This is a genomic window from Paenibacillus sp. FSL F4-0097 (assembly GCF_038593125.1).
Taxonomy (GTDB): Bacteria; Bacillota; Bacilli; order Paenibacillales; family Paenibacillaceae; genus Paenibacillus_AQ; species Paenibacillus_AQ odorifer.
Genome location: NZ_CP151965.1, coordinates 6,142,304 through 6,157,606 on the forward strand (window position 1 = coordinate 6,142,304; position 15,303 = coordinate 6,157,606).

Sequence of the window (15,303 nt, forward strand, 5' to 3'; positions counted from 1 at the left end):
ATATTACTCCCTGGCTCTTAGTAACGCTGCTTACATCAGATATCTTAAATATAAATACACGCTGGAGATCACAATGGACAACAGCATCAAAGGAAAACCGACCTTCAAATACTTCATGAACGTAATCGGGTACCCCTCTTTACCTGCCAAACCCGCTACGATCAAATTAGCACTCGCACCAATCAATGTGCCATTGCCACCCAGACAAGCCCCTAAGGCCAAACTCCACCATAACGGCTCCAAATTGCTGATCCCCATATTGCCCATCTCCTGAATCAGAGGGATCATAGTTGCTACAAAAGGAATGTTATCCAGAAATGCTGAGGTAATGGCGCTGACCCATAAAATCATCATTGAGCTCATCAGCACATCACCATTCGTTATTTCAATCGCTTTTGCTGCCAGCTCTGCAATCACACCTGTCTCTACAAGCCCTGACACCAACACGAACAGTCCGATAAAAAAGAAGATCGTAATCCACTCCACGCTGTGAAAAGCTTTTTCCAGCATATGTTCCCCTCCGGTCAGCAGCAGCAGTAAAAATGCACCGGCCAGTGCAACTGTAGCGGACTCCAAATGTAACGCCTGATGTAAAAAGAACCCGGCAATCGTAATTGCCAATACGATCAGACATTTTCGCAGCAGCTTATGATCCGTAATCATAACCTTCTCATCCATATCCATGATGCTCTGCTGCAATTCAGGTGTAGTTTTAATTTGTTTACCGAACATCAATAACAGCAGCGGGATATACGCCAAAACAATGATGATAATCACAGGTGTCAGATTGCTAATAAAAGCCATGAAGGTCAGCTCCTTAACAGCACTGCCAATCATGATATTAGGCGGGTCTCCGATCAAGGTTGCCGTTCCGCCTACATTAGATGCGATAATTTGTGACATTAAAAAAGGCAGCGGATGTATGCGCAGTTGTCTTGTAATACTGAAGGTGACTGGCACCATAAGCAGCACTGTCGTCACATTATCCAAAAAGGCTGAAGCCACTGCGGTAATCACAAACAAAGCAATCAGTATTCTTTTCGGCTTCCCCTTCGCCAACTTAGCTGATTTCACAGCTGCGTATTTAAAGAGCCCCGTCTCTGCGGTAATCCCTACAATCATCATCATCCCTACAAGCAGTCCTATAGTATTAAAATCGATGTGCTGCAGTGCCGTCTCCTGATCCACAATGCCCATCGCTATCATGACGATAGCTCCTAACATCGCCAGAATGGTACGGTGAATCTTTTCGGAAATAATAAGTCCATAAATCAGCAGAAAAATGCCTATCGCCCAAACCGCTTGCTGTTCCATAATATCCCTCGGTCCTTCTATGTAATTTCGTTAACTTACAGTCTACTCATCATATAACCTTATTATCATAAAATAGATTTGTATTTTTCGCACGGGGATTGTGGAATCATTCCACTAAAAAACGACTCTGCCGGATGTTTATCGGAGAGCCGTTGTAGATTCGATTATTTCATTTTTAGAGCCTGAGGCTCCTTGAAAGCAGTTAACGTCCCTTTAATCTGCACAATTATCATACCGTTTAGATCAATAGCAACCAATTTCCTATCGGTCTGGGCTACATACATGCCATGTCCCAGGCACCAAACTCCTCCTCATATAAGTAACTGCCTCATTTGGATAGATTCTTAAAATCAAATATAATAACATCAGACGAGCAGGATATAACCCTTATGGATTATTATTCCATTTTGTCAAAAACAACAGAAGAAATCAAAACATTTACTCACAAACTTACATTTTGTAAGTCATTGTGTTATAATAATCACATTCCTCCATACACGGACAGGCTTTAGCAAATATATGAATAACAAGGGGTTTGTGAGCATGAGTAACGAAACAACCGCAGCACCAGCATCCGATTTTGAATTTGGTATCTATACCTTAGGAGACATCGTTGCGGATTGTCATACAGGGAACAAGATCAGTCCAAAACAACGTCTCGACGAAGTCGTGGCTGCAGCTAAGCTGGCAGATGAGGCGGGACTTGATGTATTTGGTGTAGGTGAGCATCATCGTCTTGATTTTGTAATTTCTTCGGTGCCAGTCGTACTGGCTGCCATTTCTCAGGTTACTAACAGAATTAAACTAACGAGCGCAACAACCGTATTAAGCACCATTGATCCTGTGCGGGTGTTCGAGGATTTCGCCACACTTGATTTGCTGTCGAATGGACGTGCAGAGATTATTGCGGGGCGTGGTGCGTTTGTGGAGTCTTTTCCGCTCTTCGGGTATGAGCTTGAAGATTATCACCGTCTATTCTCCGAGAATATCAATTTACTCTTGGAGCTTAACAAACATGAAGTTATGAACTGGGAGGGCTCCTTCCGTTCATCGCTGAAGGATTCGGAGATTGCTCCACGTCCATTACAGGAGAATCTTCCACTCTGGATTGGTGTAGGCGGTTCTCCAGAAAGCGCGGAGAAGGCCGGGATGCTCGGGACCGGAATGGCTATCGCCATCCTAAGCGGCAGTCCAGAGCCTTTTCAAGAGCTTGCCGCAACCTATCGGCGTTCCGGAATTCAAGCAGGACATGCACCGGAGGATCTAAAGATTGCGATCACTAGCCACGGCTACATTGCTGAAACCTCACAGCAGGCGTTGGACGAATATTACCCTTACTACTATAGTTACCGTAACTCTATCCGTCCAAAACCGGGTCAAGAGTACAAGGTGTCTCGTGATGACTTTGGGCAATATGTATCTGCTGATAACACGATGGCTGTGGGCAGCCCGCAGCAAATTATCGAAAAAATTCTCTATCAGCATGAGCTGTTCGGTCATAGCCGCTTTATGACTCAGCTCGATATCGGCGGCCTTCCTTACGCTAAGGTAGCCAAAGCCATTGAGCTTTTGGCAACAGAGGTTGCACCTGTCGTACGGCGTGAGATCGCCAAGAAGAACAACCGTTAGAATGGAATACCAAAAAGGGGCCCTCAAGCCAATGGCTGAGGCCCCCTTTTTATAAAAAAATCACGCAAAGGATGGTTTATTATTATCTACTTTTCCGCTGATAAGCTTCTTATACTCGTCGTCTCCGCCGTCCAAAGAAGGTGCAGTATAAATCTGAGCTGAAGCTGGCTGCTGAGCAGAATGACTCGAGCCTGCTTTTCTTTTGGTGCTTTTGTCATCGCCGCCTGCACTCCTGCTCCCACCACTCGCAGATCGGAGAACAGCATCAGATAAGCTGTTAATACCTTTTATTCTCTTCATGCTGAATCCTCTCCTACTAAATGATTGATGGTACGGAATAAATCCTGATTATTCCCAACTACCGCCTTAAGATCATCTGCAGATAATCCATCACTTCCTGAGAAATGAACGGAAAGAACATACTTCTTACCTAGAGGATAGCATAGGATATATACCTCTGCAACTTCCGTGCGTTGAAAAAAAGTCCATTTACTCGATAAAAATGCATCTACCACACTAGGCTGCTTCTCATTCCCTTTCGTTACAGACAAGGGATAGGAGTGACCGCGTCCGACATTCCCCCCCACCTGAACTAGTTGTTCCTTCGCTTGTGCCTGCCAGATAGCTGCACCGATTACACGACAATGCTTCGGAGGTAAAAAGGAATTGCGTATCGCCTCACTAAGTGCGTGATACTTCTCTCCATTCTCGGAGATGGTCACATTACTATTATATTGCCAAAAAAAATGAAGGATACTTTCCTTGCGCCTTAAATCCATCTTTAGCTGCTCTAAATCTTTAAGCGGGTCACGGAATCTTCCACGCTCTTGAATACTATCAATAATCTTACCACAGCTCACATCCACAGCAGCCGTAGGATTATCGTGATGCACTTCATACTCTAACGATGTAATTCCTGCTAAATCAGATAGCAGATGATATTCTTCTACATTTTCTCCAGGGATCAGATCATCACGCGCAGTTACCTGATCAGGTACTAGACAAAAAACACGGCTGCGCCGCAATCTAGCCCAAAACAAACCCATTTCAAACCCCGTATTATCGCGGGTCACATAATAATATTTACCACGGATTTTGGCGACATCATCTGGCGAGAACACAAATACGGCAAAATCGCTCTCATCCAAATTTCTCTCCAACGCCTCCATGGTGTATTCATTCGCACGAAAAGCGTTGGCATACCAAGGATGCACTTCAGCATCCCTCTTCAGCTGCTCATGAATCGCTCTTGCATAACGTATAGACTCCCTGGAAGATCCAATGAATAGCTTTGGTTTAGTCACGGCAATGCTCCTTCATCCTCTTTCCCGATATGTAATAATTATACAAGTCTTTAGACCACCAGAAAAGAGGCCTTATTCTCAAAAAATATTATTCTAAACCTCGTAAATTGGGTAAGGAATTACGACTACTCTCAAAAAGCGAGGATACTATGAACAAAATGATAGGTGTCACCCTGCTCACAGCTTGCCTTTTGGGTATAGCAGCGCCACAGTCTGCTGAAGCAAAGACAGCAGCAGGAAGTTATACCGCACAGGTATATGCGAGTTCTTTAAATGTACGCGATGAACCGGCTAAGAATGCAACTGTTGTAGGATCAATTAAGAATGGGGCTCGGGTTACTGTGACTGATGAGCAGCACGGATGGTTAAAGGTTAAGGCGGGGAGCACCTCTGGCTGGGTAGCGGGTTATTACCTAAAAAAGGTGAACAGCAACTCCCTGCAATCCAGCGCTTCTGGAACGTCTATTGCTACTAAAACCAATACTGCCTCGTCAACATCAGCCAATGCTTTTAGTAGAACTTCAAAGGCTACAGTCACGGCTGATTCTCTACGCATCCGAAGTGGCCCAGGAACACAATATAAGGTGCTCGGTTCTTTAAAAGCCAAGGATACAGTCACTCTCCTTCTTCATCAGAACGGCTGGGCTCGAATTCGCACAGCCAGCGGTGAAACTGGTTGGGTGGCAGAGCAATATATCCGAAGCGGAAGCACACCAAGCAGTACAAGCAGCATAAGCACCGTCCAGCATAAAGGCGGACTACGAGGAAAGCTGATCGTCATCGATCCTGGTCATGGCGGCAGTGATCCGGGCATGCTCGGCACTACATATAACACCATGGAAAAGGATTTGAATCTGCACACTGCACTTTATGTCCGGGATGCTCTTGTTGCTAAAGGAGCACGGGTAGAGATGACTCGCACCCGAGACGATCAAAAGCCCACGTTAGCACGTCGTGTTCAGATGAGCCAAGCCCTGCGTGCTGACGCTTTTGTAAGCGTTCATTATAATTCTTCACCTAAAAATGTGTCCGGAACGTTGACCTTCTTTTATTCAGAAGCGGATGATTTGAAGCTCGCGCGGGCGATTGAAACCCGGCTGGGGCAAGGCATCGGTCTGAAGAGCAACGGGTTGTCCTTTGGCGATTATCACATCCTAAGGGAGAATCGGATTCCAGCTACCTTGGTCGAGCTTGGATTCCTTACCAATCCTATAGACGAGTCCATTGTCCGCAAGACCTCCTATCAGAAAAAAGCGGCTAAAGCCATCGCCGAAGGCGTAGCAGATTATTTTAAATAACTGGCTGGAACAACCCTCCAAAAAAAAAGCCCGACCCATGTATCTCTCAGGTATGATCTGAGGAGATTTGTGGGTCGGGCTCTTTTGACTGCTTCCTTATACGAGCATTTGATAGACCAAGAACAAGTTCAACGATACAACCAGACCGGAGATAATCCAGCCCAGAGTGGCTGTCATTTTGCGGTTCACTAACCCGCCCATAATCTGGCGGTTGCTTGTAAACACAACCAGTGGAATCAACGCGAACGCAATCCCAAAGGACAAAATCACTTGACTTATTACGAGTGCCTTCGTTGGATTCACACCAAAACCAATGATCGCTAGTGGGGGAATGATGGTAATCGCACGGCGCAAGTACAGGTTAATTCTTTTGTTGATGAAGCCTTGCATAACCACATCACCAGCCATAGTTCCTACGGAGGAACTCGACAGTCCCGCAATGAGGAGTCCTAACCCAAACGAGATTGCCGTTACTGGTCCAGCTAAGTGACCAAATTGTTGAAACGCGACATCCAGATCCTCAACCACGAGACCATTTTTGAAAAACAATGCCGCAGAGACAATAACCATAGCCATATTTACTGCACCTGCGATAATCATCGCAATTATAATATCTATAAATTCCAGTTTGAAAATCTGTTTTTTCTCCGATTCATTCACCCCGACGATACGGTTCTGTGTAAGTGATGAATGCAGGTAAATCGCATGTGGCATCACTGTTGCACCTAGTATTCCTGCGGCCAACAGGATGCTGTCCACCCCTTCAAACTTCGGTGTAAACATGCCTACAGCAACAGCTCCCATATCTGGTTTAGCTACAATAACTTGAAAAGCGAAGGCTAATACGACTATAAGAATCATTGCGGCAATCCCTGCCTCAAGGGAGCGGTATCCCCGGCGTTGCAGCTCTAAGATAGCAAATGAACCCACCGCAGTAATCAGTGCTGCTGGCAGCATGGGAATATCAAATAAGAGATATAATCCTAATGCCGCCCCGATAAACTCTGCCAGATCCGTAGCTATAATCACCAGTTCACTTTGAATCCATAAGAAGATAGATACACTCTTCGGAAAACGATCATGAGCGATCTCAGGCAAGTTCTTGCCTGTCGCAATCCCCAGCTTGGCGGATAACGCTTGGATTAATACAGCCATTAGATTCGAGGCTACGATCACCCACAATAAAAGATATCCATATTTGGAGCCTGCCGTAATATTGGTGGCAAAATTACCCGGATCCAGATAAGCAACTGCAGCGATAAAAGCTGGGCCTAGGAAAGGAAGTAATCGTTTAATCCCTTTGATCTCCCCGTTAAGTACGGCTTGTGCTGAAACAGAGTTCTTATGTTGTTTTATATGTGGTTGTTCTACTAAAGTTTGTTCGAGCATTTCAATTCCTCCTCTTGCCCTGAAAAAGTTGTCTATATACACGAAAGTTTCCCCTGTGCAACTTATATTTAAAGTATATGCTTATTTCTGAAAAATGTAAATATGTTTCATATGGAATTTTCATTTGCTTATAATACTTATGACCAATAACAAAAAAAGCTAGACGATGATCAGAAATCACCCGATCTTCGCCTAGCTTAAGCTGCTTATGAATTTTTCTTCCATGTGTCCTTCAGCGGTACTATCCGATTCAGCACCAGCTTATCTGCCGTGGTGTACTTCGTATCCACACAGAAAAATCCATGCCGGATCAATTGAAATTTATCTTCTGGCGTTGCGTTGCCCATCGATGGCTCCAGCAAACAATCCTTCAGGATCGTCAAGGAATCCGGATTAAGATACGCGTCCCAGCGCTCACCGTCTTCTTTAGGACCGTCGTTATCTTTCAGCAGCCGCTCATATAGATGAACATCAGCTTTGATAGCATGATCTGCCGATACCCAGTGAATGGTTGCCTTAACCTTCCGTTCATTAAACCCGCTTCCGCTCTTCGTTCTCGGATCATAGGTGCAGCGAAGCTCTAGGATTTCTCCGGTAACTTCGTCCTTGATTACTTCGTTGCATTTAATGAAATAAGCACCCTTTAGCCTTACCTCGTTCCCCATAGTCAGCCTGTGATAACCTTTTGGCGGCTCCTCCATGAAATCTTCTTGTTCAATATAAAGGGTTCGTGAAAAAGGAACCTCTCTTTCCCCAAGTGACTTATCTTCACTGTTATTCTCAATCGTCAGCCCTTCATTATGATCCTCAGGATAATTAGTAATGACCACTTTTAAAGGCTTAAGAACAGCCATCACACTTGGAACCTTTGCCTTCAAATCTTGTCTAAGCGCATGCTCTAACATGGCAATATCCACAATGGTGCTATTTCTGACAAATCCAATTTCCTTCACAAAATTCCGGATACTCTCCGGTGTAAAACCTCTTCTGCGTAAACCGCGAAGCGTAGGAAGTCTTGGGTCATCCCAACCGTCCACATAATGGCCTGTAACCAGCTGTCTGATATACCGTTTACTCGTCACAACTCCGGTGATGTTCACCCGTCCAAACTCTCTTTGCTTGGGAGCCTCAGGGGTATCCAGCTCATTCAGTACCCACTCATAGAGCGGCCGATGATCCTTAAATTCAATCGAGCATAAGGAATACGTAATCCCTTCGATAGCATCTTGTATAGGATGGGCAAAATCATACATCGGATAGATACACCATTCGTTACCCGTTCTATAATGCTCCGCATGAATGATTCTGTAAATCACCGGATCACGTAAGTTGATATTAGGTGAGCTCATATCTATTTTAGCCCGCAACACTCTGGCTCCCGTCGGATAATCTCCAGCTTTCATCTCCGTAAATAACCGCAAATTCTCTTCTACAGAACGCTCCCGGAACGGGCTGTTTTTTCCCGGCTCCGTAAGCGTCCCTCTATAGGCTGTCACCTCTTCAGGTGATAAATCACAGACATAAGCCTTTCCTTTTCGGATTAACGTAACTGCGCTATTGTATATTTTCTCAGAATAATCTGATCCATAAAAAATATGGTCCGGTGGATAGCCCATCCATTGAATATCTTCGATGATGGCATTTACATACTCCAGATCCTCTTTTAAAGGATTGGTGTCATCAAAGCGCAAATGGAACTTCCCGCCATACTTTTTCGCAGTCGTATAGTTCGTGTGAATAGCATACGCACTGCCAATATGCAGATACCCGTTAGGCTCAGGTGGAAATCTCGTGCAAATATCTCTACTGTAAGTCCCTGCTCCCAGCTCTTCTTGAATCAATCTGTCGATGTAACTCTCTGCTAATACTTCCGGTTCCTCGTTCATTGGTGTTACCTCCTGTTTATAAGTGATATCCGCCTGCTTAATCTGCAAAATAAAAAGAACCTCACCTCCAAGACTTATGGTCTTGGGGACGAAATTCTCGCGGTACCACCCCAGGTTCATTAATATGTCACCATATTAATCTCATCAAGTACGGCAAAACATTTTACGCAGTGCTTATACTCTAGCTCTATAACAGGAGCTCCCGTCATACCATCCCCTTAGTCCGGTTCCGATATGCCGCTCAGAGGCTTGTTTCGATAAAATCCCCCTTACCCTGTTCTCATCATCCAGGGCTCTCTGTGAAGGAATGATTTCATGTACTCTTCTCGTCATCGCGTTTGATTATTTTGTATAGGATACCAAAAAGATAACCCTATGTAAATGTGCTTATTCCTCGCTCAGCGCCGTTAGAAGCTCCAATACTACTTCATTGTCAGGCTCTGCAGCCAAAGCTCTACGCGCGTATTCCAATGCAGCAGCTTCAGCTCCTAGCTCGTAGTTACAAATTGCCATGCTATAAAGCACTGATGCTAATGGTTCTTCCGTATTGGCATGCATAGAGCGTTCTAAGTAAACCAATGCTTCCGCGAATTTATCCATTTCATACAGCAGTAACCCAGCATCTAGCGACAGGTCATAACTCTGTTCCAACGGATAATAGCCAGTCCACATCAACTGTATTCCTCGCTGTAAATCCAGCATTTCTTCATCACTGGCACTTGGCAGTAGCTCCGAAATCTGTTCAGCACTATGGATAAACCATTCAGCATCATACCCACCCAAACGCCAAAAGGTCAAAATTTGCTGCAGCCCCATCGTATCTAATTGCTGATCCATCCATTCCTTCATACTAAAGAAATCATCGGGACCAAAACGTTCTATAAACCGCTTGTAACCCAGCCGAGTGTTTGTATAGCTCAACGGAGTTGGAAGCATAAGAATACAGCCGATGTTCAGGTTTTTATAGTGATGACTGGTGAATATTGAATGCGCCCCTTTTTGTTTCAGCACATGTTCTATCGCATGATAATTCGCAGTCAAAGAGAAGCTTCCGTGATGAATCAGCAATGGAGGTTCTGCAAATTCCCAGTTCTCTAAGCGATGGTCTCCCTTATCCGCTGTAAGCAGCACGAATCCCTCTGTAGAGAGCCGCGCAAGCCGCTCCAGACAAGTGAGCCCCACCACCGGAAAGAGTATATGTGAATCCTCCAGCTTCTGCTGATAAAGCGCTATAACGTCATGATAGGGATAAGTCTCCTCTTCATAACTAGCCGCACGCCGATAATGGTACTGCGGGATGATTTTGCCGAGCGCATCGGAGGGGTTATCCGGATCAACTTCCGCCGAATACTGGATCGAAACCTCACATTCATATATTTTTCCTTCATCCACATAAATTAATTCTTGCGGAATGCTGTCAAAAAAATAATTTGCCACAATCACCAATGGCTGCTGTAAATCACCCGGCCGAATGCTGAGCTTAGCGTGTACTAAATGTAGTTCTACATCCTGCACAGCATCAAAACGTGCGAAGTCCAAAATACCCTGCTTCACGTAAGGAAGTAGGCTCGGGTGCTGCTGCCAACTGGATATATTTTTGGAAGGCAAATCGCTCATCACATAACGAAAAGGAGGTAGAGGAATATCTGCGTAGTCTACGATTTCACACAACTTTTTAAGCACATGGAACGCTAACCGGCCTGCTCCCGCTCCAAGTTCTAGAATCGTAACGGTCTCTGAGAGATGCCCTTGTCCAGCCCGGTCTTGCAGGAATCCAAAGATCATCTCTGCGTATGCTGTTGCAATCATAGGGTTACTCGTGATGTACTGCGGGACCTGATCATTATTCCAAGCCTTTAATCCCTGCTCTTCATAATATGTTCGTTGCAATTCCCAAATCGGTGCTTCGCTGAAGCGATATTGCTGTTCTTTGTTACCTGTCATCTGTTTCTTTACCCGCTCTCTGTCTAGCTTGTTTGAATAATCTATAGCAATTGCCTTATTGCGCTCTAAATGTGCGTGACCTGAAAATGACGTATTCAGCCTCTGTTGGAATGGAAACGGAAAATGATAATAATGCCGCCTTAGAGGTTAACGAATCAGGTCCTCTCAACGTTTGATAAAAAGAATTTCCTTTACTGTCCACACTCACCAGCTCTAATTCCGCGTTTCCTTTAGGGATGATGAATCCGGAGGTATTTTGCACGCCTAAGGTTAATCTATATTCTTTCCCGGATTGAGCCTGCGTTAGCATAGTAGGATATAAAGGATACGGATGTGCTGTCGTTTCGAGTGGATAAGGAGCAAGGGCAAGATCTGCCTCAGGCTTCACCCATTCCTCCCCTTTTCTGGCTCCAATGCCAAGGGTTAATTTATTCACATTATTAAATTGCACTTCCCAGCGAAAAGACTTAAGCCCTTCTAAAATAGGGGAAGCCGGAACAAACAGAGCGCCATCCTTTACCTCTGGAGCAACGCCTAATGATTCTACGGTCTCCCCATTAAAATCTGCCTCTAGCTGCCCTGCTTTAATATTTCCTACAGATCGGTCCAACAGTGAAACAGTAACACTCTTGCTCAGAGCGTCATAGAGCAAATCTGCGCCAATCGCATTGGAGAAGGCTCGAATCGGCACCATTAATTTACCTGCTTTGAAATAAGGGGCGAGTTTACCTGGAAAAAGCACGTAATATCCCCCGTATGACAGTGGCATTACCTGTGTCCCTAACTGGACAGCTGCTGACACCGATGTAGGTGTAACCGCAGATCCCACGGCGAACATAATCACTAAAAGACCTATTACATAAGCTTTTATTTTCCCTAATCGTTGTAAGGACTCCTTGATGTGAATCATCACAAACCCCTCTCCAGTTCATCTAGAACCTTAGCCTCTATTAGTAATAATCAATGATGACCCTACACATGTCAACTTGTACCACTTCTGCTATCCATCATAAAAGACAGCATTCCGCATATATTTTCATTGAACGCTTAAGGAACAAGAAAGGAGAACATCTTATGACTTCTGCTGGACAGGATTCGGCAAAAAAAACAAACATCCCCCAGCCCATCCGAAGCGATGGCACAGGGGGATTAGATAAAGGCCCTCGCGATGTTATGCGGGATCTTGAGAATCCGGATATGTTCGTTCCTCCGGTGACTGATGCGGGCCTGGTTCCCAATTTGAAATTTTCTTTCTCCGATGCGCATATGCAGCTTAATCATGGTGGCTGGTCCAGAGAAGTAACCGTCAGAGAACTCCCTATCGCAACTACACTGGCAGGTGTGAATATGAGCCTGACCCCCGGTGGAGTACGAGAGCTTCACTGGCATCAGCAAGCGGAATGGTCTTATATGCTGTTAGGCCGCGCTCGGATTACTGCTGTGGACCAGAATGGGCGGAACTTTATAGCAGATGTAGGACCTGGTGATCTATGGTATTTTCCGCCGGGTATTCCTCACTCTATACAAGGTCTTGAAGAAGGCTGCGAATTCCTCCTAGTCTTTGACGACGGGAGCTTCTCCGATCTGAATACCTTGTCTATTTCCGATTGGTTCGCCCATACGCCCAAAGAGGTTCTTTCAGCTAACTTTGGAATACCTGCCGAGACCTTTGACTCCATCCCCACTGAACAGGTTTACATTTATCAGGATCAAGTTCCCGGCTCATTACAAAGCCAAAAGGTGCAGTCGCCTTACGGAGAAATTCCACAGAGTTTCAAACATTCGCTATTGGCACAGCCTCCATTGAAGACTCCTGGCGGGAGCGTCAGAATCGTTGATTCCAGCAACTTTCCGATCTCCAAGACCGTGGCTGCTGCACTGGTAGAGATTGAACCTGGAGGAATGAGAGAACTCCACTGGCACCCCAACAACGATGAGTGGCAATATTATCTTACCGGAAAAGGACGGATGACTGTGTTTGCCGGAAACGGTGCGGCACGTACCTTTAATTACAGGGCTGGCGATGTTGGGTATGTTCCTTTTGCATTTGGACATTATATTCAGAATACAGGAGAAGAATCGTTGTGGTTCCTCGAAATGTTCAAAAGTGACCGTTTTGCCGACGTCTCTCTGAACCAATGGATGGCTCTCACTCCCCATGAATTGGTTCAAAGTAATTTGAACGTTGGGCCCGAAGTGACCGATGCCTTACGGAAAGTGAAATGGCCAGTGGTGAAATACCCTAAGTTAAAAGAATAGGTTACTTCCTCCCTTTGCTTATTCACCAGTCTCCGCAAAATGTTTGATTCTATCTCCAATCTGGTCACGCACACGCTGGAACACTGCCCACTTCTCTTCATCCGTCCCTTGCGCTTTTGCCGGATCATCGAAGCCCCAGTGTTCCCGTTTGACCTTCGGAGGGGTCATTGGACATTTATCCGCAGCATCTCCACATAAGGTAATGACTAGATCCGCGTTGTTCAGCAGATTAGCATCAATAATATCCGAGGTCTGGCCCGTGATATCTATGCCTACTTCGCTCATGGCTTGTACAGCTTTTGGATTTAGACCGTGAGCTTCAATACCTGCACTGTACACGCTCCATTCTTTTCCTAGATATTGCTTAGCCCAGCCTTCAGCCATCTGACTTCTGCAGGAATTCCCTGTACATAAAAAATAAATTGTTTTCTTGTTCATCTTGATCTTCCCCTATTCAAATTAGTTAATTAACAACCACATATAAAGACCTAAAAGCGTAATAAATAACGTTGGAATGGTTAAAATAATACCTGTCTTAAAATACGTTCCCCAAGAAATCTTCACGCCTTTAGCCGAAAGTACATGTAGCCACAGCAGTGTGGCGAGTGAGCCAATCGGAGTGATCTTCGGTCCTAAGTCCGAACCTATAACATTCGCATATATTAAAGCCTCTCTAATGATTCCAGTGGTATGCGTCGCATCAATGGCAAGCGCGTCAATCAGAACGGTAGGCAGATTATTCATCAGCGATGAGATCAATGCAGCTATGAAGCCCATACCCATCGTTGCGGCAAATAAGCCCTGATCAGCAATAGACCCAATCATCTTAGCAAGTAAATCCGTCAGCCCAACATTTCGAAGTCCATATACTACGACATACATTCCAATGGAAAAGAACACAATCGCCCAAGGCGCTCCTGTAATCACTTCTTTCACCTTGACGTAAGGGCTTCTTCTCGCGAGAAGCAGGAACAAAATAGCTATGATCCCCGCAACCACAGATACCGGAATACCCAAAAATTCGCTGACAAAATACCCTACCAAAAGAACAACCAATACAATCCATGACAGCTGGAACATTTTTTTGTCTTTAATCGCCTCATGCGGATCTTTTAGCTGTGAATCGTTAAAGTGCTTGGGAATACTTTTGCGAAAAAAGAAATAGAGCACCACGATGCTCGCCACAAGTGAGAACAGCGTAGGTATGATCATCTTGCCTGCATACTCCATAAACGTAATCCCGAAAAAATCCGCCGATACGATATTGACCAGATTGCTGACCACGAGCGGCAGTGAGGTGGTATCGGCAATAAAACCGCTGGCGATAATAAACGGAAATACTTTTTTCTCATCAAAATGCAGCGCCCTTACCATCGCAAGCACAATAGGCGTAAGAATCAGAGCCGCTCCATCATTCGCAAAAAATGCAGACACTAATGCGCCAAGAACGATGACATACACAAACATTCGTCTGCCATTCCCGCGGGCAGCCCGCGCCATATGTAAAGCAGCCCATTCAAAAAATCCGATTCGATCCAGAATTAAAGAAATCAGAATAATAGCCACAAACGCTAAAGTAGCATTCCATACGATCTGCGTTACATCCAGAACATCATTAAAGCTGACTACCCCAGCTAGCAAAGCTATGATCGCGCCACCGCAGGCTGACCATCCAATCGATAAATTCCGGGGCTGCCAGATTACAAGGATTAAAGTTACTAAAAATATAAGGATAGCTACAATAGCCAAAGTGCCATCCCCCTTTTACTGCCAATCCACATCTTTTTCAACACTCCTATATAAGCATGTGACTTCAATCCAACATCATTATATAACTATATGGTTATATATAAATCAAAAAAATCCTTACCTGAAATTTAGTCGCAGCATGGCTCTTTAGCCTCTTTATTCAGTTCAGCCAATATCGATTTGGTACTAGGCATCTGTTGAAGAACAGCCTTAAGATGTGGTTTATCCTCGACATTTAACGAATAATGTACCCACTGTCCCCGCTTGCTTTCCCTAACGATTCCTCTACTTTTCAATTTCCGTAAATGCTGGCTAATCGCCGGCTGGGAAATGTCAAAGATATCAACGAATTCACACACGCACCATTCCCGCTCTTTCAGAAGAGAAAGCATTGCCAATCGGGTCTTATCTCCGAATAGCTTCAAGTCTTCAGCAATTTCCGTTAGTGTCTGCATTCCTTCTCTCCTCCTTTCGAAAGTATATAAGCTAATACTTATATTCTAGTGAACTTACCAGTGGGAAGCAAGAGTT

General features: G+C 44.9%; 13 protein-coding genes and 1 other annotated feature. Of the genes, 3 read left to right on the forward strand and 10 right to left on the reverse strand.

Going from position 1 to position 15,303, the window contains the following annotated elements; genetic code table 11:
- Window positions 1–30: 30 nt before the first annotated feature.
- Entirely contained in the window at window positions 31–1,314 is a 1,284-nt protein-coding gene (locus MHH86_RS27570; protein ID WP_036680299.1) for an ArsB/NhaD family transporter, read from the reverse strand.
- A 543-nt stretch (window positions 1,315–1,857) separates the two neighbouring features.
- On the opposite strand from MHH86_RS27570, the gene MHH86_RS27575 reads away from it, so the two are divergent.
- Window positions 1,858–2,943: an LLM class flavin-dependent oxidoreductase gene (locus MHH86_RS27575; RefSeq protein ID WP_036680301.1), complete on the forward strand. Its 1,086-nt coding sequence runs from the start codon at window positions 1,858–1,860 to the stop codon at window positions 2,941–2,943.
- A 60-nt stretch (window positions 2,944–3,003) separates the two neighbouring features.
- On the opposite strand, the gene MHH86_RS27580 is transcribed toward MHH86_RS27575, so the two are convergent.
- Together MHH86_RS27580 and MHH86_RS27585 are read right to left on the reverse strand one after the other, a co-directional pair.
- On the reverse strand, window positions 3,004–3,243 hold the full coding sequence (locus tag MHH86_RS27580) for a hypothetical protein (protein WP_036680302.1): 240 nt from the start codon (window positions 3,241–3,243) through the stop codon (window positions 3,004–3,006).
- Complete coding sequence (locus MHH86_RS27585) at window positions 3,240–4,247, reverse strand: TIR domain-containing protein (RefSeq protein ID WP_170914300.1); 1,008 nt, start codon at window positions 4,245–4,247, stop codon at window positions 3,240–3,242. Before MHH86_RS27585 ends, MHH86_RS27580 begins: the two co-directional genes overlap by 4 nt.
- A gap of 149 nt (window positions 4,248–4,396) precedes the next feature.
- Here MHH86_RS27585 and MHH86_RS27590 point away from each other — a divergent pair, with 149 nt between their 5' ends.
- Window positions 4,397–5,545: an N-acetylmuramoyl-L-alanine amidase gene (locus MHH86_RS27590; protein WP_036680306.1), complete on the forward strand. Its 1,149-nt coding sequence runs from the start codon at window positions 4,397–4,399 to the stop codon at window positions 5,543–5,545.
- A gap of 96 nt (window positions 5,546–5,641) precedes the next feature.
- Here the strand turns inward: MHH86_RS27590 and MHH86_RS27595 are convergent, their stop codons facing one another.
- The 4 genes from MHH86_RS27595 to MHH86_RS27610 all read right to left on the reverse strand — a co-directional run bounded on the left by MHH86_RS27595 (window position 5,642) and on the right by MHH86_RS27610 (window position 11,674).
- Window positions 5,642–6,934 carry an Nramp family divalent metal transporter gene (locus tag MHH86_RS27595; RefSeq protein WP_051491117.1) on the reverse strand — a complete coding sequence of 431 codons (1,293 nt, stop codon included), beginning with the start codon at window positions 6,932–6,934 and terminating at the stop codon, window positions 5,642–5,644.
- A 206-nt stretch (window positions 6,935–7,140) separates the two neighbouring features.
- Window positions 7,141–8,820 (reverse strand): glutamine--tRNA ligase/YqeY domain fusion protein, encoded by a 1,680-nt coding sequence (locus tag MHH86_RS27600; protein ID WP_036680356.1) that lies wholly within the window; start codon window positions 8,818–8,820, stop codon window positions 7,141–7,143.
- Window positions 8,821–8,901: 81 nt separating this feature from the next.
- Window positions 8,902–9,162 (reverse strand) — a binding site (T-box leader).
- A gap of 45 nt (window positions 9,163–9,207) precedes the next feature.
- A complete protein-coding gene (locus MHH86_RS27605) occupies window positions 9,208–10,764 on the reverse strand; it encodes an SAM-dependent methyltransferase (protein ID WP_076316832.1) in 1,557 nt (518 codons plus the stop codon).
- Window positions 10,765–10,819: 55 nt separating this feature from the next.
- On the reverse strand, window positions 10,820–11,674 hold the full coding sequence (locus MHH86_RS27610) for a copper amine oxidase N-terminal domain-containing protein (RefSeq protein ID WP_076316831.1): 855 nt from the start codon (window positions 11,672–11,674) through the stop codon (window positions 10,820–10,822).
- Window positions 11,675–11,838: 164 nt separating this feature from the next.
- On the opposite strand from MHH86_RS27610, the gene MHH86_RS27615 reads away from it, so the two are divergent.
- Window positions 11,839–13,023 (forward strand): oxalate decarboxylase family bicupin, encoded by a 1,185-nt coding sequence (locus MHH86_RS27615; RefSeq protein WP_036680311.1) that lies wholly within the window; start codon window positions 11,839–11,841, stop codon window positions 13,021–13,023.
- An 18-nt stretch (window positions 13,024–13,041) separates the two neighbouring features.
- Here MHH86_RS27615 and arsC read toward each other — a convergent pair whose 3' ends face one another.
- The 3 genes from arsC to MHH86_RS27630 all read right to left on the reverse strand — a co-directional run bounded on the left by arsC (window position 13,042) and on the right by MHH86_RS27630 (window position 15,227).
- On the reverse strand, window positions 13,042–13,461 hold the full coding sequence (gene arsC / locus MHH86_RS27620; protein WP_036680313.1) for an arsenate reductase (thioredoxin): 420 nt from the start codon (window positions 13,459–13,461) through the stop codon (window positions 13,042–13,044).
- Window positions 13,462–13,482: 21 nt separating this feature from the next.
- Window positions 13,483–14,772 (reverse strand): arsenic transporter, encoded by a 1,290-nt coding sequence (locus tag MHH86_RS27625; protein ID WP_036680316.1) that lies wholly within the window; start codon window positions 14,770–14,772, stop codon window positions 13,483–13,485.
- A 128-nt stretch (window positions 14,773–14,900) separates the two neighbouring features.
- Window positions 14,901–15,227, reverse strand: coding sequence for a metalloregulator ArsR/SmtB family transcription factor (locus tag MHH86_RS27630; RefSeq protein WP_036680319.1), 327 nt, complete (start codon window positions 15,225–15,227; stop codon window positions 14,901–14,903).
- Window positions 15,228–15,303: the final 76 nt, after the last annotated feature.

Coding starts and splice junctions, on each gene's coding strand:
- MHH86_RS27570 (WP_036680299.1), bottom strand. CDS start 1,314: ATGGAACAGCAAGCGGTTTGGGCGATAGGCATTTTTCTGCTGATTTAT.
- MHH86_RS27575 (WP_036680301.1), top strand. CDS start 1,858: ATGAGTAACGAAACAACCGCAGCACCAGCATCCGATTTTGAATTTGGT.
- MHH86_RS27580 (WP_036680302.1), bottom strand. CDS start 3,243: ATGAAGAGAATAAAAGGTATTAACAGCTTATCTGATGCTGTTCTCCGA.
- MHH86_RS27590 (WP_036680306.1), top strand. CDS start 4,397: ATGAACAAAATGATAGGTGTCACCCTGCTCACAGCTTGCCTTTTGGGT.
- MHH86_RS27595 (WP_051491117.1), bottom strand. CDS start 6,934: ATGCTCGAACAAACTTTAGTAGAACAACCACATATAAAACAACATAAG.
- MHH86_RS27600 (WP_036680356.1), bottom strand. CDS start 8,820: ATGAACGAGGAACCGGAAGTATTAGCAGAGAGTTACATCGACAGATTG.
- MHH86_RS27605 (WP_076316832.1), bottom strand. CDS start 10,764: ATGACAGGTAACAAAGAACAGCAATATCGCTTCAGCGAAGCACCGATT.
- MHH86_RS27610 (WP_076316831.1), bottom strand. CDS start 11,674: ATGATTCACATCAAGGAGTCCTTACAACGATTAGGGAAAATAAAAGCT.
- MHH86_RS27615 (WP_036680311.1), top strand. CDS start 11,839: ATGACTTCTGCTGGACAGGATTCGGCAAAAAAAACAAACATCCCCCAG.
- arsC (WP_036680313.1), bottom strand. CDS start 13,461: ATGAACAAGAAAACAATTTATTTTTTATGTACAGGGAATTCCTGCAGA.
- MHH86_RS27630 (WP_036680319.1), bottom strand. CDS start 15,227: ATGCAGACACTAACGGAAATTGCTGAAGACTTGAAGCTATTCGGAGAT.